20 protein-coding genes and 1 tRNA gene are annotated in these 19,931 nt (G+C 46.5%); 17 read left to right on the top strand and 4 right to left on the bottom strand.

Annotated elements, in window-relative coordinates; translation table 11 throughout:
- Nucleotides 1–29: 29 nt before the first annotated feature.
- The 14 genes from BUA56_RS17110 (at nt 30) to BUA56_RS17175 (ending at nt 16,126) form a co-directional block, all read left to right on the top strand.
- Nucleotides 30–1,448: an MFS transporter gene (locus BUA56_RS17110; protein ID WP_072853912.1), complete on the top strand. Its 1,419-nt coding sequence runs from the start codon at nt 30–32 to the stop codon at nt 1,446–1,448.
- Between the two features lie 16 nt (nt 1,449–1,464).
- Entirely contained in the window at nt 1,465–2,409 is a 945-nt protein-coding gene (locus BUA56_RS17115; RefSeq protein WP_072853913.1) for a ketopantoate reductase family protein, read from the top strand.
- A gap of 19 nt (nt 2,410–2,428) precedes the next feature.
- Nucleotides 2,429–2,635: a 4Fe-4S dicluster domain-containing protein gene (locus BUA56_RS17120; protein ID WP_242946788.1), complete on the top strand. Its 207-nt coding sequence runs from the start codon at nt 2,429–2,431 to the stop codon at nt 2,633–2,635.
- A 15-nt stretch (nt 2,636–2,650) separates the two neighbouring features.
- A complete protein-coding gene (locus BUA56_RS17125; RefSeq protein ID WP_072853914.1) occupies nt 2,651–3,709 on the top strand; it encodes a 3-methyl-2-oxobutanoate dehydrogenase subunit VorB in 1,059 nt (352 codons plus the stop codon).
- Nucleotides 3,710–4,450: a thiamine pyrophosphate-dependent enzyme gene (locus BUA56_RS17130; protein ID WP_072853915.1), complete on the top strand. Its 741-nt coding sequence runs from the start codon at nt 3,710–3,712 to the stop codon at nt 4,448–4,450.
- Between the two features lie 4 nt (nt 4,451–4,454).
- Entirely contained in the window at nt 4,455–5,000 is a 546-nt protein-coding gene (locus tag BUA56_RS17135) for a 2-oxoacid:acceptor oxidoreductase family protein (RefSeq protein ID WP_072853916.1), read from the top strand.
- 13 nt (nt 5,001–5,013) lie between these two features.
- Nucleotides 5,014–7,131 carry an acetate--CoA ligase family protein gene (locus BUA56_RS17140; protein WP_072853917.1) on the top strand — a complete coding sequence of 706 codons (2,118 nt, stop codon included), beginning with the start codon at nt 5,014–5,016 and terminating at the stop codon, nt 7,129–7,131.
- A gap of 29 nt (nt 7,132–7,160) precedes the next feature.
- Nucleotides 7,161–8,288: a YkvI family membrane protein gene (locus tag BUA56_RS17145; protein ID WP_072853918.1), complete on the top strand. Its 1,128-nt coding sequence runs from the start codon at nt 7,161–7,163 to the stop codon at nt 8,286–8,288.
- Between the two features lie 155 nt (nt 8,289–8,443).
- Nucleotides 8,444–8,734 carry a tetratricopeptide repeat protein gene (locus BUA56_RS23915; protein WP_072853919.1) on the top strand — a complete coding sequence of 97 codons (291 nt, stop codon included), beginning with the start codon at nt 8,444–8,446 and terminating at the stop codon, nt 8,732–8,734.
- Nucleotides 8,735–8,748: 14 nt separating this feature from the next.
- Nucleotides 8,749–9,459, top strand: a complete 711-nt coding sequence (locus BUA56_RS17155) for a 2'-5' RNA ligase family protein (protein ID WP_072853920.1) — start codon at nt 8,749–8,751, stop codon at nt 9,457–9,459.
- Nucleotides 9,460–9,475: 16 nt separating this feature from the next.
- Complete coding sequence (locus tag BUA56_RS17160) at nt 9,476–12,394, top strand: WG repeat-containing protein (RefSeq protein WP_072853921.1); 2,919 nt, start codon at nt 9,476–9,478, stop codon at nt 12,392–12,394.
- A gap of 19 nt (nt 12,395–12,413) precedes the next feature.
- Nucleotides 12,414–12,869 (top strand): MerR family transcriptional regulator, encoded by a 456-nt coding sequence (locus BUA56_RS17165; protein ID WP_072853923.1) that lies wholly within the window; start codon nt 12,414–12,416, stop codon nt 12,867–12,869.
- Between the two features lie 12 nt (nt 12,870–12,881).
- A complete protein-coding gene (locus BUA56_RS23040) occupies nt 12,882–14,228 on the top strand; it encodes a hypothetical protein (RefSeq protein ID WP_072853925.1) in 1,347 nt (448 codons plus the stop codon).
- 14 nt (nt 14,229–14,242) lie between these two features.
- Complete coding sequence (locus BUA56_RS17175; RefSeq protein WP_072853927.1) at nt 14,243–16,126, top strand: AAA family ATPase; 1,884 nt, start codon at nt 14,243–14,245, stop codon at nt 16,124–16,126.
- On the opposite strand, the gene BUA56_RS17180 is transcribed toward BUA56_RS17175, so the two are convergent.
- Together BUA56_RS17180 and BUA56_RS17185 are read right to left on the bottom strand one after the other, a co-directional pair.
- Complete coding sequence (locus BUA56_RS17180) at nt 16,121–16,339, bottom strand: hypothetical protein (RefSeq protein ID WP_072853928.1); 219 nt, start codon at nt 16,337–16,339, stop codon at nt 16,121–16,123. The two genes, BUA56_RS17175 and BUA56_RS17180, sit on opposite strands and share 6 nt — an antisense overlap.
- A gap of 85 nt (nt 16,340–16,424) precedes the next feature.
- Complete coding sequence (locus tag BUA56_RS17185; protein ID WP_072853930.1) at nt 16,425–17,087, bottom strand: DUF3298 and DUF4163 domain-containing protein; 663 nt, start codon at nt 17,085–17,087, stop codon at nt 16,425–16,427.
- On the opposite strand from BUA56_RS17185, the gene BUA56_RS23450 reads away from it, so the two are divergent.
- The 3 genes from BUA56_RS23450 (at nt 17,010) to BUA56_RS17195 (ending at nt 18,512) form a co-directional block, all read left to right on the top strand.
- On the top strand, nt 17,010–17,189 hold the full coding sequence (locus tag BUA56_RS23450) for a hypothetical protein (protein ID WP_207650949.1): 180 nt from the start codon (nt 17,010–17,012) through the stop codon (nt 17,187–17,189). The two genes, BUA56_RS17185 and BUA56_RS23450, sit on opposite strands and share 78 nt — an antisense overlap.
- A gap of 255 nt (nt 17,190–17,444) precedes the next feature.
- The gene (locus BUA56_RS17190; protein ID WP_072853931.1) at nt 17,445–18,098 is read left to right on the top strand and encodes a GPP34 family phosphoprotein; all 654 of its coding nucleotides are present in this window, start codon (nt 17,445–17,447) and stop codon (nt 18,096–18,098) included.
- 36 nt (nt 18,099–18,134) lie between these two features.
- Nucleotides 18,135–18,512 carry a DUF3795 domain-containing protein gene (locus tag BUA56_RS17195; protein WP_341443515.1) on the top strand — a complete coding sequence of 126 codons (378 nt, stop codon included), beginning with the start codon at nt 18,135–18,137 and terminating at the stop codon, nt 18,510–18,512.
- A gap of 193 nt (nt 18,513–18,705) precedes the next feature.
- Here BUA56_RS17195 and BUA56_RS17200 read toward each other — a convergent pair.
- Nucleotides 18,706–18,778 (bottom strand) — tRNA-Thr (locus BUA56_RS17200).
- A gap of 111 nt (nt 18,779–18,889) precedes the next feature.
- Nucleotides 18,890–19,849 carry a D-2-hydroxyacid dehydrogenase gene (locus BUA56_RS17205; protein WP_072853935.1) on the bottom strand — a complete coding sequence of 320 codons (960 nt, stop codon included), beginning with the start codon at nt 19,847–19,849 and terminating at the stop codon, nt 18,890–18,892.
- Between the last annotated feature and the right edge of the window lie 82 nt (nt 19,850–19,931).

Here is a 19,931-nt window from a genome sequence, read left to right on the forward strand (position 1 = left end):
ACATGTTCAAAAAATGGGAGGTATATGGGATGAATCAGGAAAAAAGAAGAAAGCGGGCGCTGATTACGTTTGGGATTGGGGAAGGCGCCTATCAGTTTATGTATGATTTCTTTAAAGATTTCCAAAACTTTTTTTTGACGAACATAGCAAATATGAATCCGGTGATGACAGGGACTATCATTTCAGCTATGAATATTTTTAAAGTCTTCTTTTCACCGGTTACAGGAGTAATTATTGATAGTAATCCTTTTAAAAGCAAGGATAAATTTCTGCCTTGGATCCGCTACATGCCTTTTGTTCTTACCGCTTTTTTTATGGCCATGGCAGGGTCAGCATGGGCAAAGCTGCCTACGCCAGTTACCATAGTTTTTTTTGTATCAGCATATATCTTTAATACGCTGCTGTTCAACGGGTATAAAGGCGCAATACCTACTCTGGCCAAAAATGAAAATGAGGTATCCGTGGTTTCAACCTCCAGTAACCTGTTCAAAGAGGTTTGTCGGTTTCTGGTAGGGGTGGCCGGTCCGCTGCTGATTGTAAAGCTGTCTGCAACAGGGAAAGCAGAGGATGCGCAGGGCTTTTTCTTTACACTGTTGATTTTTTGCAGTATTACTATAATTCTGTACCTAACCGTAGCCTTTGAATATAAAAATGCAACGGTAGGGGAACTAAAAGAAACGGTGAAAGAGATAAAACGTCAGGGAAAAAGAGGGAAAGCTAATGTATCAGCCATGCTCCGGCAGATTGTTTCCAATAAACCGCTGCTGATTGTATTTCTGACCTGCTCTTTCGCTATTGTGAGATATTTTGTCGCTGCACCCATGGCACCCTACTTTTTTAAGTATGTGATTGGAGATGTAACTTTAATGGCCTGGTATAAAGCAGCAACCCAGATTGTGGCAATTGCAGCAACCTTTTTGGCACCGTTCATTTTAAAATATGTGATTAAGGATATTAAAAAACTTTATATTATTATCCTTATAGCAATTACAGGTGCGCATCTGGGACTGGCTGTCACCGGCAGCAGTCTTTGGGGATTTAACATTCTTATGACCATTGCCCAGTTTTTCTATTCATTGAAAGGGGTATACGATATCGTACTGTTTGCGGCTGCTATTGACTATGCAGTGTGGAAAAACATAAAAAAGGGAGGAAAAGAGACGGTTGCCCAAGGCACTGCAATGTCATTTTATTTTATGGCAATCACCATTTCTCAGGTGATTGGTGTAAGCATATTAAATTGGGGACTGGTGCAGGCCGGATATCAGGGAGCAGAGACCGTAGCAAATCCTGCGCTAGCTGCAAATCTGATGAATGTAGTTACATATCTGCCGGCAGCTGCCTGTGTGATAGCGTTGATTATTTTTCTGTTTTTTAAACTGGACCAGAATAAATTGAGTGAGATGCGCAAAGAGATCGCTGAGTACAAAGAGCTACAAAAAGAATAATAAAGGAGGTCATTTCATGAAGATTGCAATTATTGGAGCTGGTGCAATGGGGAGCACCGTAGGAGGGCACCTGTCCAGGACTGGTGCGGAGGTTTACTTTGTAGACCCATTTCAGGAGCATGTGGATGCCATCAATGAAAAAGGGCTGATTTATGAAGTAAACGGTACAGAGTATACGGCCAAAATCAAGGCATATACATCAGCCGATCAGTTGGGGGAAAAGATGGATGCCATGATTTTTCTGGTAAAAGGCCTGTACACGAAAGGGGCTGCTCTGGGAGCAGAATGTCTGGCTAAAGAACGTACCGTAATCCTTACGGTGCAGAATGGGATGGGGAACGCAGAAATTTTGTCAGAAGTGTTTGGGGGAGACAAAATTATGAGTGGCCTGATTGAATTCGGTGGGAAGATGGTGGAGCCCGGGCATGTGAGTGCTCTTATCAGCCCGACTTCCCGGGTGATGATTGGGGCTGCCAATAGGAAGATTACTCCGGAAATGAAAGAATTTGCTGAATATTTTGTGAAAGCCGGTTTTAATTTTTCCCTGGAAGCAGATATTGCTCCTTTACTGTGGTATAAAATGACAAAGAATTGTTCCGGTAATCCGGTCTGTGGAATTGTGAGACTTCCCCTCGGCCCCTATCAGGCAGCCGGAGAAGGAAGGGATATTGCGGAAAAGGTGGCTGACGAAGTGCGCAGGGTTGCTGCGGCTATGGGGATTCAAGTTCCGCCTGAACCGGCGAAAAAAGGAGGACAGAAAGGAATTTCTCCGGAAAGTCCCATGTATAGCCATCTTCCATCAACGGCCCAGGATATGTACCATAAGAAAAAAACAGAAATAGATTTTCTCAATGGTGCCGTTGTCCGGTACGGCGAGAAGTATCAGGTGCCTACGCCATATAACAGGCTGATTACCGATTTGGTAAAAATCATAGAGAATAATTATGATAACCAGTTTTAATGAGAGAGGAGGGATATCATTGAGTAAAAAAGCAATCATGAATGGGGAATGGTGCAAATCCTGCCAATATTGTGTGAAGGCATGCCCACAGAGTGCAATTTCCAGGGGAAGTGCGCTGAACAAGGCGGGGTATGAAGTCGTTGTTCTGGATTCAGAGGCATGCGTGGGCTGCGGAATATGTTATACTGTTTGTCCGGATTATGTATACACCATTGCAGAAGAATAGGAGGAAGAATCAATTATGGCAAAAGAATTAATGAAAGGAAATGTTGCTGCCGCAGAGGCAGCAATACGGGCAGGAATGGATTTCTTTGCGGGGTATCCGATTACCCCTTCTACAGAGGTTCTGGAACATCTTGCGCTGCGGATGCCTCAGGAAAACCGGGAGATGATTCAGGGAGAAAATGAGATTGCTTCTATGAATATGGTCATTGGGGCTGCTGCCTGCGGCGCCAGAGCTATGACTGCATCTTCCGGACCAGGGATCAGTCTGAAAGCGGAAGCTTTCTCCTATGCGGCAAGAAGCGAACTCCCCTATGTCTGTCTGAATGTTCAGAGATGGGGCGTGGGACTTGGAAGGCTGGACAGCGGCCAGTCAGATTACATGCGTGAGACGAAAGGTGGAGGACATGGGGATTATCACCATATTGTTTATTCCCCCAGCACGATTCAGGAGCTGGTAGACGATATCTATGAGGCCTGGGACGTATCAGAAAAATACAGGTGTGGCGTGGTAGTTCTTTCAGAGGGATTTCTGGGTCAGATGATGGAGTCTGTTGAGATTCCTCCTTATAAGAAAAGAGAGAAACCTTTGGGGTGGGGGATTGACGGCAGTGGGAAAATAGGTACGAGGCAGTCCCCGGATACAGATACACTGGTCGCCAGACTGCGGGAGCGAACCGCATTAATCCAGAGTCAGATGCAGAGATATGAAAACTATCAGGTTGAGGATGCGGAGTATGTGTTTGTGGCTTTCGGACTGCCTGCCAGAGTCTGCAGGGATGCTGTGGACACACTAAGAGCTAAAGGGGAGAAAGCTGGTTTGATCCGTCCCCGACTGGTATGGCCCTATCCGGTGCAGGCATTTAAAGAGGTAAATCCCCAGGTAAAAGGGTTTATCAGCATTGAATCCAACGATCTGGGTCAGATGGTGGAAGACGTTGCGCTTGCCTCCAGGGTAACCTCCGATAAGAGAGTACCTGTATACTGCTATGCGCACAGTATGGGGACTCCTGGAGTAAAGATGGTAATGGGAAAATATATGGAAGTTAAAAATGGTTCCATGAAGGAGGTGTTCTAGATGAATGTGATAAAGCAGGCGCCGGAGATAATGTATAAAAACAACCAGTTTTGTGCAGGGTGTGGCCATGGTATTACATACAGGCTTATTCAGGAAGCAGTAGAGGAGCTGGGGTATAAGGATAATCATATTACGGTTTTGGGTGTAGGATGCTCTTGCAATCTGAACACTCTTACTAAAGGTGATAAATTCCAATGTGCTCACGGCAGAGCAGCAGCTGTGGCTACTGGTATGAAGCATACGAAAAAGGATACCTTAATTTTTACGTACCAGGGTGACGGAGATGCCGGGGTAATCGGAATTGCCGAGACACTGAACGCTGCATACAGAAATGAAAAGATTACGGTAATCACAGTAAACAATTCTAATTTCGGCATGACGGGAGGACAGATGAGTTGGACGACTCTGCCGGAGCAGATAACTACCACGACGCCTCTGGGGCGCGACTGTGCACAGAAAGGTTACCCCTTTCATCTGCCGGAAATGATAGCCAGTCAGTTTACTCATGTGGCTTATGTGGCGAGAGGTGCGGTAAATGACTCAAAGAATATCAGGCAGCTGAAAAAAATGATAAAGAATGGATTAGAAGCCCAGGTAAAAGAAGAAGGCTATTCACTGATAGAGGTGCTGGCACCATGTCCCACCAACTGGAATCTGTCACCGCTGCAATCACTGGAGTGGCTGGAAGAAAACATGCTGAAAGAATATCCCATTGGTGAATTTAAGAAGAGAGGGGTGTAATGGAATGAAAGAAATTATTTTTGCCGGATTTGGAGGACAGGGGGTACTTACCGGCGGCCTGATCATTGCTTATATGGCTGCCCAGAAGGATCTGAATGCTGTATGGATGCCTGCATATGGGCCGACCATGAGAGGCGGAAAAGCAAACTGTGTAGTAAAGTTTGGAGAAACGGTACAGGAAAAGGTTGGAAGTCCCATCATGGAGGATGCGGACATTCTCATTGCAATGAATGAACCCTCTCTGGATTATCTGCAATTCTGCAAACCGGATGCCACGGTATTTGTAAACTCCAATGCTGTGCGTCAGGATTATGACTATCCAGAAGGAATGACCGTTATTTCTGTTGACTGTGTCCATCTGGCGCAGGAGGCAGAAAACATGAAGGGGCAAAATCTGGTTATGGCGGGAGCAGTGATTAAAAAGTGCAGTCTGTTTGAGTTGGAGTATGCCACGGCTGCCATGTGCAGGTTTTTTGAAAGCAAAGGAAAAGGCAAATATAACGACAAAAATATAAAAGCAATAGAATGCGGGTACAGGGCAGTTTCATAAGAAGGAGGGCACAATGACAGATATTGAACGCTTAATGAATCCCCGGTCCATGGCAGTGATCGGCGTAACGGACAAGGAAGGAGCTTTTGGTCAGAGGAGCGGCGCCAATGCCCTGAAAAGCCATATTCGGGACCGGGTATATTTTGTTCATCCCAGGCGGGAGAGCTGTATGGGAAAGAAATGTTATAAAGACCTGAAAGAACTGCCTGAGATTGTTGACTGCATACTCATCTGTACCCCGGCAGCTACAGTCAATCCTATCCTCAGAGAGGCAGGAGAGCTTGGGGTAAAAGGGGCGGTGGTATACGCCAGCGGATTCTCCGAGGATCACACTTCGGAAGGGATTGCCATGGAGAAGGAAATGGAAGATATTGCCCGGACCTATGATATGAAAGTAGTTGGGCCCAACTGCCTGGGGATTATCAACAATGTAAATAAAATAATGATGTGGGGCCTGGGGGCCTGGATCGATCTGGATACCAGGCCGACGGGGATAGGTATCATTGCCCAGAGCGGATTCATTGCCGCTAATATTGTACAGTTAGAGCAGTTTAATATTTCATATGCGGTTTCAACAGGCAACGGCAATTGCTTCACCCTGGATGAGTGTCTGGAATATCTGGTAGACAGCGACGATGTTAAAGTGTGTGCTCTTTACCTGGAAGGAATAAAGGATGCGTCTACATTTTGCAGAGCGCTGGAAAAGGCTGCGAAAAAAAGGAAACCGGTGATTATACTGAAGTCAGGTGTATCTGAGAAAGGGGCAAAAAGTGCTGCATCACACACCGGCAATCTGGCTGGAAGTGCGGGGACTTACCAGGCTGTTTTTAAAAAGTATGGGGCGGTAATGGTGGACAGTCTGGAAGAACTTTTGTGTACTGCCCAGATGTATAGTGTGCTGAATGGACGGCTGCCGAAGGTGAATGGGTTTGCCGGCATTAATTTCTCAGGGGGAGAGAATACTATCTGTGCGGATTTGTGTGAAAAATACCATGTAAAACTTCCGGATTTGGAAGAGAAAACGCTGAAGGAAATGAGAAACTATATTCCACCCTTTGCGGCCGCCAAAAATCCTCTGGACGGAACAACATCCCTTTTCACAGATCGGGAAAAAGTATATAATGTGATAAAGGCTATGGGAGAAGATCCGGAGATTGGAGGCGTGCTGGTAGGGATGAACGTAGCGGGGCCCCGGGGGGTGCCTCAAAAAGAGATAACCAGTATGGAGGCTATGATTCAGATCTCGGATGAGGAGAACGCTCCGGCTTTGTTTGCGGTACCTTCTTATGAGGGAGACAGGGATAAGGTATGGAGAGAAAAATTAGAGTCCCACGGGATCCCGGTGCTGAGCAGTGCAGAGATTGCCTACAAGGTTCTGGGCAAACTTGGAGAGTTTGTAGAATTTCAGTGGGAAAAATCTACTTTAGCCATATCGGCACCGGATAAAGCACCGACCGGGACAAAATGTGCCATGTCAGAATGGGACAGCAAACTGGAGATCCAAAAATTGGGGATTCCCATTCCGGCTCAGGGTATAGCGGCAATTCGGGAAGATGTACCTGAGGTAGTCGGGAAAATGAAGTTTCCGGTGGTAATGAAGGTAAATTCTCCGGATATTCTGCATAAGACAGACGCAGGGGGCGTAAGGCTGAATGTCAGAAACAGTGAGGAGGCACTGGAAGCCTTTGATTCGATTTTGGCAAACTGCCGCAGGTATATGCCGGATGCAAGACTGGACGGGATCCTCATCCAGGAAATGGCACCCTCCGGTCTTGAAATGATTATTGGAGTCACAAATGATCCCCAGTTCGGACCTGTATTGCTGGCAGGACTTGGCGGGATCTTTGTGGAAATATTTAAAGATGTGGCACTTTGTCCCTGTCCGGTAAATACCTATGAAGCGCTGGGAATGCTCAGGCAGCTAAAGGCTTACAAGATGCTGGAAGGATATAGGGGAAGCCGTCCCTGCGATCTGAAGGCACTGACAGATATTATGGTAAAGGTTTCACAGTACGCTCTGGAACATAAAAATACCATTGCTGAGATGGATCTGAATCCGGTATTTGTATACGGGGAAGGTAAGGGAGCTATAGCCATTGATGCGTTGATCGTTGCCTATGGTGATAGGTGACGGATTCAGAATAGGGGGCCATATAGCCAATGGGCGAAAAAAAGAGTTTACCTATATGGATTGGCTGTGTTACCGGTTGGTTTGCAACACACTGCGGGTCAGGATTTGCCACCGGGGTACAGGCAGCCGAGTATTTTACAAAGTTTGGGGCAATTGGCTTGGTTACACCATTTCTTTCCATGGCCGTATTGGGAGTTATGGCGTATATTGCAGTGGAATTCTGCAGACGCAGTAACACACATAATTATAAAGAATTTGCGCATAAATTTTATGCACCTTTTGGCAGTATATTTGGAATTATCTGGGATATGATTTCTGTTATCGGAACAGCCCTGATTACAGGGGCGGTTCTTGCAGGAGGAGGAGAGCTTCTGTCAGAAGTATTTGGGGTGCCGTATCTGATTTCGCTGGCTATTATTGCTGTAATTATCCTAATTTGTACTTCCCTGGGAGCAGAGTTTTTTAGAAATATCTCTACCTTGCTTACCATACCTATTGTAATATGCCTGACGTGCATCTCTGTATATGGAATTGCAGATGGCTGGGAGAATCTCTGTCAGGTTGCGGGAAACTGGGAGATACAAGGAAGCATCGGCGGGGCAATTTTGGATTCGCTAAAATATGCAGGTGTCCAGTGCACCTTCATCGGGGTACTGGCAGCATCCAGCCTGGGCATTGCCTCACAGAGAGACTCCATTAGGATTTCTGTGGGAGGAGCCCTGCTGAATGCCCTGATGCTGGGGCTGATAAGTATTTTTCTGCTGGCATATTTTCCGGGAAGCAGTCATGAGAATCTCCCCATACTGTTTATTCTGAGAGACGCGGATGTTCCGCTCTTGTCCATAATGTATCAGATTACACTATTCTGTGCAATGATTAGTACAGGAGTAGGTTTGATTTTCAGCATAGTAACCAGACTGGAAGGTGTCAGAGTGGGAAACAGCATGAAGAGATTCAGTCAGCGCAAAAGGCGTATCCTTTGGTCTTTTGTGTTTCTTCTGATTGCATATGGAATTTCTGTTTTGGGACTGAGAAATATCGTAGGAGGGGGATACCGGTTCCTGGCAGGATTGAAAATACCTGTTGTTATGATACCAGTACTGATTCTGGGGCCATGGAGGCTGAAGCAGGCCAGGACAGGAACAGAGAAAAGCTAAAACATAGATAAAAGCAGTCTTTTACAGACAATCGCAGCATACTGTTGCTGCCGCTGTAAAAGGCTGTTTTTGTTGACATTTCTATCCAAAGGTTGTAGTATATAAATACAAAATAAATACTACACTACACAAAAGAAGAAGCGCAGGTGAATATTATGGATAGAAAAACATCAGGCAGACTGCTGCTGAGACTGGCAGCCAAAGAATTTCAGGCGGATCGTCCGGATTATGAAAAGGCATTTGAGTTCAATCAGGCAGCGGCAAAACTGGGGGAACCCTGTGCCAGGTATAATATGGGGTACTTATATGAAAATGGTCTTGGCATTGAAAAGGACCTGAAGAAGGCAATGTACTGGTATGAGATGGCCGGACTGGACGGGATGAAAGGGGCAGAACTGAAGCTTGAGGAGCTGAAAAGCCGTCTGGAGGACGAATCCCCGGAGTGACAGGAGGGTGAAGGATGGAATCAAAAGATGCTTTTTATATCAGGATCAGAGAGTTAGAGAGATACAATCTCACGGAACGGACACAGGGGTTGCAAACGAATGATAAGCTTAAGGACAAGGTCAGTGACAATGGAGCGTTTTGTTCTTTTTATGGAGATACGGTAAGCTTTCTTCTGGAGGACAGAATCAGGTGCAGACTGAAAGAGGTACAGCAGATACTGTACGCTTCAGCTCCCGGCGTTTTAGCGGAGCCTCTCAGGGAAGAGACATTTCATATGACACTTCATGATTTGACCAGCGGCACAGACCTTGGCCGGATAAAGGAGAGGATGGAGAACAACGAAAAGGAGGTCCGAAGAATTTTCCGCTCTCTGCAAGGGGAACATCCCAAAAACATTCAGATGATTTCATCGTATCTGTTTAATATGGTAAACAGCAGTCTGGTGTGGATTCTGCTGCCCTGGGGGAAGGAAGATTATCAGGAATTAATGGAGCTCTACCAGAGGTTTCAGGAGATAGCTGCGCTGGATTATCCGTTCACCCCTCATATCACCCTGGCATATTACCGTCCGGGCAGTTATTCAGGGCGGCAGCTGGACAGCCTGGCGCTTATGATGCAGGAGCTGAATAAGGAAAGACTTTATATTAATTTGAACTTGAACAGCCTGGTTTATTGCACATTCAGTGACATGAATCATTACCGGATATGCCAGAGGCTTTTATAAAAAGAGGAGGAGCTGTATGGGAAAACTTTTTTTCAGGGATGCAGGGGGAAGAGAGTATCAGGTACGTACCATGGAAATGCTGGTTCAGTTTCTGGACCGGGAAGGAGCAGAGACGGGAGAATATCTGACAACAGAATTTGCTCCATGGTATTCAAAACTGACGCAGGCACAGCGGACCTGCAGGCTGAATCCGGACGGACAGGCAGGGGTGGAGGAGATTGTGGAGCGGCTCAGGTCTGAATATCCGGACAGAGACGGGAACAGGACGATTCTGGAGCAGATTCTAACTGGGGAGAAAGCCAGGGAAGTGCTCCAAGAAGAGCCAGAGCGGCGAAAGGATCTGGAGCAGTGTGTAGAACAGCTTACGGCTTCCTTTGAGATCAGGGATGGCAGGGAAATCACTCTGGCGTGTACAAGAGAACAGTGGCTGGAGGCAATAAAAAGGGATACAAAGAGGGAACCGTGCTATATCATACTGCTGAATTGCGGCTATTCCTCTTATCCTTGGAGAGACTGGGAGACGTTATGTCACAAGGTAATTGTATTTGGGGGCAGTCCGGTACTCAGGCTGGAAGAGAGGATACAGGGCAGGAACTGGAGAGAGCGTGAGGTGGTATTGCTCGGGGATGCAGTGACAGATACCTCTCTGGTGTATGAAGAGATATACGACAGAAGGCTTGGGGTGCCTCTGCACAGGGTAAAAAAAGAAGGAAAATATGGCTATGTGGATCCATGGGGAATGGAAGTATGTGCCTGCCGGTATGACGGTGCAGACGCATTTACGGATGAATTGTCCTGTGTAAGGAAAGACAGTCTTTATGGACTGATCGACAGAAAAGGGGTAGAGATTGTCCCCTGCCAATACAATTGGATGGGGAATTTTCATGAAGGGTTCATTCATGTGAGGCGCAATGGGAAAAGCGGATATATCAACACGTCCGGGGAGGAGACGGTTTCCTGCAGATATGAAGAAGGGGGTGACTTTCACGAAGGTCTGGCCTGGATTGTTAAAAATGAACGTTGGGGGTATATTGACAAAAAGGGACAGGAAGTCATCCCGCCGCGCTTTGTGTATGCAGGCAATTTCTGCGGAGAAAGAGCATGGGTAAGGGAAGAAGCCAGTGAAAGAATTTATAACCAGATTGATCCTGCGGGAAATACGTATCTGAGAGCAAAACAGATCGAGATTTATAGGGAAAAGGATGGATATGCCAGCTATGATGACGAGGGCATGTCTCTTGGCGTTACCTTTGGGGAACAGTGGCAGTATATGCATCATCCGGAAGAAGCGGGGAGCTTTGCTGTGTATGACAGCGGGTATCAGTGGAAAAACCAGGATGGAACGGCAGCCCAGGGAGCAGAACTTTGGGGGCCGGGGATATCGTGGGAGTATTCCGGCTTTTCTCTGGAAACAATGCCTGAGGGACCGGCAAAGGTTTATCCCGTGAAAGCAGGAGAGAAATGGGGGATTGCGGACCGGGGAGGGTGCATGAGAATCTGCCCGGTGTTTGATGAAGTATGGACAGACTGCCAAAATCAATGGATGGGGGAAAATCCCATCTTTGTACGCAGGGGAGATAAGATCGGATGGGTGGATCTCCACGGATATCTCACCGTTCCCTGTGAATATGAGTGCGCGTGCGATGAGAGTGAGGTATTTCCTGTATGGTGGTTTGGCGGTATTCATAAGTTCTGCAGAGAAAGAACCGCTGGGTACCTGAATCGGTATGGGGAGGTGATACTCCCGTTTACGGACGGCAGCTATCACTGGGATTCCGATCTCCAGGCAGTAAAAAAAGTGACAGCAGACAGAAGCGGGAGCAAACATACGGAATACTGGGGTATTCACGGAACACGGCTGCAGGTATCGTGCTGCAGGGATGACGCAGATACTCCCGCCAGATTTTCGGAAGGCTATGCGGTTGTGCATCTGTATGAGAATGGCAGAAATCGTTCTATCCTTGTGGACAGAGAGAAGGGCGCAGGACGCTGTCTTTCTGCGTACTATCCTCATGTGGAAGACTTTTCTGAGGGAATGTGTGCGGTTCAAAATGAAAATGGCCTGTATGGGTATATTGACAGCTGCGGAAGAGAAAGAATCCCCTGCAGGTATGAAAAAGCAGAAGATTTTTCCGACGGGACGGCTCTGGTATGCAGAGACGGAGAACTCCTGTACCTGGACAAAACCGGAAAGGAGCTGCCGGGACTCGGAAACAGATGGCGGACAGCGAAAAGCTTCCGTGAGGGATTGGCGGCCGTGCAAAAAGAAGACGGCACGAAAGGCTATATTGATCACTGGGGAAATATGACCATCATTCTGCCTGAGAACACGGAAGAGTGGCAGAGCTTTCATGAGGGATTGGCAGCTGTAAAGGTGGAGGGCCGCTACGGCTATATCGATTCCAGGGGAAGGACAGCGATACCTTTTCATTACGGTGACAATGCTCTGGGGTTTTCCTATGGACTTGCGGCTGTGAAGGATACTGCTGGCAGGTGGGGGTATATTGATACACAGGGGAATGTAAAAATCCCCTTTCAGTATGATGAGGCATGGACCTTTTTTGCAGGTTTGGGAAGGGTGCGGCGGGATTCCTCGTATTTTCCGGCCGTGAACAACCTTTTGAAGTCCCAGAGAGCAGAGGGAGGATATGGTGTTGTCAATACGGAAGGGACAGAGATACTTCCCTGCAGATATAAAAGGGTCCGGATATGCAAAGATGGTCTTGTGGGTGTAGCTGAGGAGACTGCCCGGGGACTGGAAAAAGTGCTGGAGTATAAGTATTATAACAGAACCGGGACGCAGATAGAGCTTAGGTTTGCAGAGGAAGATCCCAACCGAAATGTTTTTTGGGAATTCTCAGAAGGACTTGCCCCGGCAAGGGGGGGATGGAGAGATAGCAAGAACCGGCAGTGGGGATTTTACATGGAAGACTAAAGGAAAAGAAGGAAGCAAAATGAAGAATTTATCAGTAAAAGATATTGCAGAACTTCTCGCACAGAATGAGGAGACGATCAGACGGAAGATCAGAGACGGAAAGATTCAGGCCATGAAATCTTACAACAGGCAGGGATATGAGATCCCTCCTCAGCAGTTTATACAGGATGGGCTGATTACAGAAGAAAGGCTGGAGGATTATCTGGGTCAAAAAGAGCAGGAGGGGCAGGAAGAAGATTCGGTTTCCTGGCTGGATATTGTCAAAGAGTATGAAGCCAGGGGGGAGACAGGCCAGCTGGAAACCGTGCTGAAGCTTACGCAGGCCATGGACCAGATCTACGATAAACGGATGGAAAGAAGTCTGTACAGTGCGTCTCTGATGCAGAAATACAAAAAAGCGGAGGAGGAGATACGTTTTCTGGATTCCCAGATAGAACAGATTAAATTGTATATTGAATTGATTAAAAAGAAATAGAGGAGGAAGGGTATGAGAGGATATAAACTGACGGAGCAAATGGTAATCTCTGTAAAAGATGAGCTGCTGGAACTGGCTGAGCTTTATAAAAACAGCAGGGAAGAATCCGCAGAGGAATTCTGTGCCCGGATGCTGACAGAGGAATTCCATGACAGCAAAGCGGATGCCCTGGAATATATCAGCCAGCTGAAAGACGGAATACAGGAGCAGCACGACCTGTCACAGCGCTTTTCCGGAAATCCGGATCTGGAAGCAGAGGCGAGGAAGTATATGGGGGAATTTTTCCGGGCCAATGAGATGGATAATCTGCAGCAATACCGTACTTTGTCGGTACTGCGGGCTCTGGGAATGCAGTATAAGCTCCAGGAGTCAGAGGAGGCCTTTTCCGGACAAAAAGACAGCGCGAAAGCCGTAGAACTGGCCCTGGAATGGGAGCTTGCCTCTGAGATGCAGATGGAGGATCCTAAGCGTACAGAGATCGAAGAATTGCTGGAGGAAGCATTAGATGCTGTGAAATACAGCGGGACTATATTTTTTGACAATGTACTGCTGGAAGACTGGAAATCCCTGCTGAGTCGGGCCACAGGGAAGGAACTGGTATCTGTACTGGCGGATATGGAGGAGGAGCAGGAACTTCTGGAGGGGGTTGTCCTGTACAGAAAACTGAGAAGAGGAGAGATTTCTCCGGAGGAGACTTCTTTGGAACCGAAGAACCTGTCATATTATGCGAATCTGACCGGCAGGCAGACCGCGGCCGGAAGAGAACAGGCGGACGCTATGGAAGAGGCGCTCCGCACAGGCAACTTTGAAAAGGCAGTGAGCAAAATCGTTGATATCGGGTTTGCCCTTATTGTGGGCGCTGTTACGGCAGCCGCAGTTTTGGGGATACTGTTTGCTCTCTATGCAGCCGGTACTCTGCTGATAGGGGGAGCTGTTATGGCGGGCAATGTATTGACCGGCCTTGGGCTTCCCGCACTTTTGGGAACCATTGTCCAGTTTACATTAATGGGGGTGATCAACTTTTTGGCGGTAATGGGATTTGTGGAGGTTTACAGTGAGGGAATACTGGAAGACACCGCAGATTCCTGGAAAGAGATATGGGAAGAGGTAGAGCGCCGGCTGCTGCCTCCTGTAAAACAAAAGATTACATATTACGGAAGTCAGATATATATGCTTGTGACAGAAAGAATCCTCCCGGGAGTGTCAGAAAAATGGAAGATCTACAGGACAGGAGCTGCTTCTATCGTAGAGGACATAAGAGAAGGGCTGCTTATGCTTGTCAAATCCGGCAAAAGGTTTGCGGAGGACAAGATTCTGGAACCGGTGAAGGAAAAAGTGACGGTGAAGACTGGCCATTAACGGGAGGGAGCAGCATGAAGAGCCTTGCAGATTTGGCCATGCGCGTAATGGATCTTTATGAAAGCGGAGTGGCAGCTTTTTTATTTCCAACAAATTATGGGGAGGATTTGAACCGTCTCACAGACTGCATTAGCTGTGAGATGGGATACCTGCCAAAGAACAATATCTGGGAGATTGGCAGGATAAGAAACCGGGAAGGAGGATATGCAGATGATATATACCGCTATATGGGAGGGGCAGCTCCCCTGGAGTATCCGGCGGGAAGAGTTTGCGCCTATACCTCTGTGGACCTTCTCAGAAAAACCTGTGCTTCCTCTCCGGATTATATTGCCCAGGCCCTGGAAGCCTTTTTTGCGGTGGAGGATGAAGAACATTCGATCCTAATAGTGCGCAATGCGGAAGAATATATAAAAAGAGGAAGCAGCTTTGCAAGGGCCCTGGAGAAGATACTGTGCAGCTCTGCGGGGAAACAGAAAAATAAAAAGATGTTGTTTCTGGCCTCCGGCAGTGCAATACAACTTCCCCCTATGCTGGAACCATATATCTATGTAGAGGAGATCCCAGGTTTAACGGAAGCTGAGATAGGGAATATTATATGGGAAATTCTGGGTGATAAAACGGCAGGGGATGATAAACTTTATAAAAAAATGATTCAGTACTTTAAAGGATTTCGAACCAGTGAAATCAAGAGAATATTGCAGTATGCACTGCTGCAGCCAGATGCCTTCGGCGCCTCAGGAAAAGCGCTCTTTAGAATCATCAATGAGGAGAAAAAACAACTGCTGATTAAAAGCAATTCTCTTCTTGAGTGGGCGGAGGAGAGAGAAGAGCAGGTTGGAGGCCTGGAGGCCATTAAAAAGTGGCTGTCCAGGAAAGCCGCCATCTATCAGAATTTTGACATTATGATAGAGGATCAGGCAGAACTGCCAAAAGGTGTTTTGATAGCGGGAATACCCGGAACGGGAAAATCTCTTCTTGCCAGGGTGACACAGCAAATTTTTGGAATCCCGCTTCTCAAAATGAGTATGGGACGCCTTTTGGGCTCTTATCTGGGAGAGAGTGAGGCGAACCTGGAACGGGCGCTGAGGCTTCTGAAAGAGATGGCTCCCTGCGTACTGTGGATTGATGAGCTGGAAAAGGCTTTTGCAGGCACTGGCAGCCAGGAAGGACATGAGGTAACACTAAGACTCTTTGGCATTTTTTTGTCCTGGATGCAGGAAAAAGACTTTCCATGTTTTATAGTTGCCACGGCAAATCAGCTTACAGGTCTGCGTCCGGAATTTTTCCGAAAAGGACGTTTTGATGAAAAGTTTTATACGTTTATGCCGTCTCAGAGGGAGTGTCTGGATATTTTTCGTGTATGTCTGAAACGGAGAACCAAGAATCTTGAGGAGGATTTCAGCGCTGTGTCAGAGGATGAACTGAAGAAACTGCTGCTGCCGGTTTTGTTATACGCCGCGGAGAGAAAGAAGTTTATGACAGGCGCGGAGATACAGGCGCTGGTTACTGCTGCTTTTGAGAGTCTGATTCTTGAATATCTGGAGGAGGAGGCTTCGCTGATACGGCAGAATGGGAGGAAAAAGGTGTCTGTCAGGTTCCCTCTGACAAGAGTGGCGGAAAGCCTGAGAGAATCGCTGGATGAGACGCGAATGAATGCAGAGAGCAAATTGTACGAGATTTCAGGGATCTGGCTGGAAATGAGAAAATACGATTTTCTCCCGGCTGCCGGGGAAAAAGCAGAAATCTTGCCCTTTGACAGCCTGGGAGAGGATGGAAGGTTTCGCCCGCTTACCCCTCTGGAAGAGATCTATGATCAAAGGCTTAGAGAGGAGGTTATCAAGGGCGTAGAGTATCTTATTGCACAGGAAAAGAAAAACAACAGCAATCTGCCTCTATAGTTCTGTGAATTGATACCGTTTGCGGATGCCTGCATGCATAATATCATATACAATATCACCCTCAGGAGTGGTAGTACAGGTGCATGCGGCATTTTGCGGAATAAACTGACGCATATATTCATCCAAATTGTCAGTTTCAATCTCCTTCAGACTGGTGGTGGGTTTGAGGGAACAGGTGTCATAATATTCGCATAATAACTCGTACTCTTTCATAAAAACTCCTTTCTCTGCCGGTTAAAAGGCTGTGTGGTATAGGCTGATTATAGCATTTTTTACTATGGGATTGCCAGAGAAAGTTTTAGCCCATTTTTTGCTCTGTACCTGCAAAAGGGATCAGAAACTCAGGGATTCCTGCTGCGTAAGGAGCGATATCATACTGCTGATAATAGACTACAGCTCCTGCCGGTCTGAGATAAAAGTTTTCCGGCCGGAAGTTTTTCCGGATCAGTTCCCCATAGTCGTCAAAATAGGTGGAAGGGCTGAGGGCCAGGCGTTCTGCTGTCTGCTGTGTTACAGAATCCAGAAGATCCTCAGGTATGGAAAAAGAGTCCGGATAAAAATCTTTTAACTGCAGCTGCCCTCCGGTGAAAAAGTTCCACGTGTGGGAGATACGCAGGGTGGTTCCGTGAGCACCGCCCAGATAGGTGTACTGTTCCAGATAAAGGCTGGTGATGCAGCAGGAATTAAATGTGACATGGTAATCTGAGAAAAACTGATAGCTGTTAAAAGGCGGCTGATTGTCCGGCAGGTACCGTGCATAATCCACGGCCTGAGAATAAAGAACTGTTCTGCAGTACGCCTCCTGTTCCTTGGCAGCAGAAGCATAATAATTGTTTATACTCTGCGCGGAGGAGAAACTGCATGTGGATGTAAAAGAGGGATATTGAATTCGGTAAACAAGGACAGGGATATTTTTATAATACATAGTATCTTCAAGGATATTTCGGGAAATGGTTTGCATAAAGGCCTCGGAAGAAGAAGTTACTTAATGATATTCCCCGGAGTTAGGGATTATGAACCGGAGAGAAAAATATTGCCGGAACAAAAAGAACAGAAAACATAAGATAAAAATTGCATTGACACAGCCCGCAAGATGAAGTATACTTGACAAAGATAGTAGAGATACTCCACTCGCTATTTTCCAAGTTTGAGCACCCTGTTTCCCCAGGGTGCTTTTTTTCCGCTGTGAAAAGAAGCTTGTACCTCCATAAACCAACCATGTGCCCTTGGAGAAAATCAGAAAAGTAATGTCTTGGAGGTATATCCATGCTATAATTATTAGAAATAAAATTAAATTGAAAACTTGGAGGGACGATACATGGACAGAAAATCGATTGCACAGGAATATTATACTTTAACGGTTGATGAGAATGGGAATATGCCGTCAATGCACAAAGAGGAATCATATGCGGGTCTTGTGGCGGCAGGTTTTATGGATTTTTTAGTAAATAATGTAATAACAGCGGATAAGAATAAGATTTCCGTAATCAAAGAGAACCCCGGAGAACTTGCACACCTTGCATTACTGTACGCGTATCTCAATGAAAAGCCCCGTTCCATAGATAAGTTGATGAGTGATTATTACACAGGCAGCAGAATCAAACAGCTCACAGCCCAGATAGGGGAATCACTGAAAGAGGAGGGCAAAGCGGCAAAAGGGACGGGCGGTTTGTTCGGCCCTAAAACGACATATATTCCTGAAAAAAACTATAAGGATGAACTCATAGGGATGATAAAGTCAGCAATTACAACGGGCGGAGAAATTACTTCTCATGATATAGCACTAATCTATATTTTGAAGGAGACGAAAAACTTAAATCAATATTTTTCTAAACATGAAAGCAGCGAGTTGAAAGCCAAACTAAAAGAATTGAAAAATAATCCACAAAACAAACAGCTGGCAGACATGATTAATTATGTCAGTGACACGATAACTGTTATAATGGCCTGTGTTTTGTTGTATTCTATGTAAACTATGAAAATGCCAAAAGAAAATATAGATACGATAATGTTTGCTCCATGCGGAATGAATTGCAAGGTATGTTATAAGCATTGTTACCATAAAACCCCCTGTGCCGGCTGTCTGAACAGCAATACGGGAAAGCCGGAACACTGCCGTAAATGTAAGATAAAAGATTGTATTAACTCCAAAGGCTTGATCTACTGCTTTGAATGCACCGAGTATCCTTGTACACCCATAAGAAATCTGGAAAAAAGCTATAACAAAAGGTATCAGGCAAGCCTTATGGAAAATAGTGAATTTGTTCGGAACTGTGGTTTGGAAATGTTTATGGAAAGGCAGAAAGAGAAATATACCTGCTTAAAGTGCGGCGGTATAATTTCCATTCATGATAGGGAATGCAGTGAATGTCAAGAAAAGATGTGAGCTCATATGGTGAATATAAGCGTTTGCCAAATGGAGAATTTATTGAAACTATTGATAAAGTAAACGAAGAGTTAAGCCAGGATATAAATAGATGATTATTTGTAAACAACAACCGGGTACAGCAAAAGTTAAACCTGATAACTAAAAAAGCCCAAAACCCTACCAAAACAAGGGCTTCAGACCTTCCAGAAAAAGCTGCCTAGCGGACTTGAACCGCCGACCTCCGCCTTACCAAGGCGACGCTCTACCGACTGAGCCAAGGCAGCATATTGACTGTTTTTGTCGCTGTCAACGTTTGTAATTCTATCAAAAACCCAGAGGCTTGTCAATAGGTTTTTGAAGAATTACAAACAAAGTTTTTTGATTCATAAAAGTTATTACTTACAGTAACCGGTAGTGAGGTCGATGAGGTTTTTCAGGGGTTTTCCTTCTAAATGGCTGGACAGGTTGCTGCAGGCAATCTCTACTATGCGGTCCAGGGTTTCCGGCAAGTGATATTTTCCTGCCACATGGGGAGTGATATACACGTTAGGAAGAGACCAGAGTCTGTGTCCCGGGGGAAGCGGCTCCGGATCTGTGACATCCAGCCCCGCGGCATACAGAGCGCCTGAGGACAGGGCATCATACAGCGCGTCCGGATCCACAGAATTTCCCCGCCCCCCGTTCAGAAGGATGGCGGAAGGCTTCATGAGAGACAAACGCCTTCTGTCAAAGAGATGCTTCGTCTCAGGAGTATTGGGCAGAAAACTGACAACTGCATCCACGGTGGGAAGGACCTGCTCCAGCTCTTCGGCGGGAAGAAGCTCATGGACACAGGCGGGAGCAGCGCCGGGGCGGCGTTTCATGCCAATGACGTAAGCGCCAAGAGTCTTAGTAAGGGCAGCAAAGCTGCGTCCGATATCTCCCAGCCCCAGAATCAAAATGCGGGAATCAGTGATTGAGACAACCTCTCCCTCATCTGCCCATTCCTCCCGGTTCTGAGCATCCCGGTACAGATGGAGTTTCTTCTGGAGGCTCAACAGCATGGCCAGCATATGTTCAGAAACCGCCTTTCCGTATGCTCCGGTGGCGCTGGCAAGCATTGTCCCCGGTGCGAGGATCCCTTCTTTTATATAGGCGTCTGCGCCGGAAGAGTTTAACTGGAGGAGCTCCAGCTTTTCGCTGGTGCGGAGGAGTTTGGGCGGGATATTGCCGATGATGATGTGAGACTCTGCGGCCATCTCTTCTGTGACTGTCTGGGGTGAGGCGTATGTGAAAGTTCCGTTGGGTGCAGTCTCTTCCAGCCGCAGTTTGTGCCTGTCTTTCACAGGAATCAATACAAGAATTTTTTTGGTCATATGAATTGTACTCCTTTTCATGATATCCCAGGGATACCTGATATGGTATGCACTTGGGTATGGTTTCTTATGGACATGGAGA

This window comes from Lactonifactor longoviformis DSM 17459 (genome assembly GCF_900129135.1).
Lineage (GTDB): Bacteria > Bacillota > Clostridia > Lachnospirales > Lachnospiraceae > Lactonifactor > Lactonifactor longoviformis.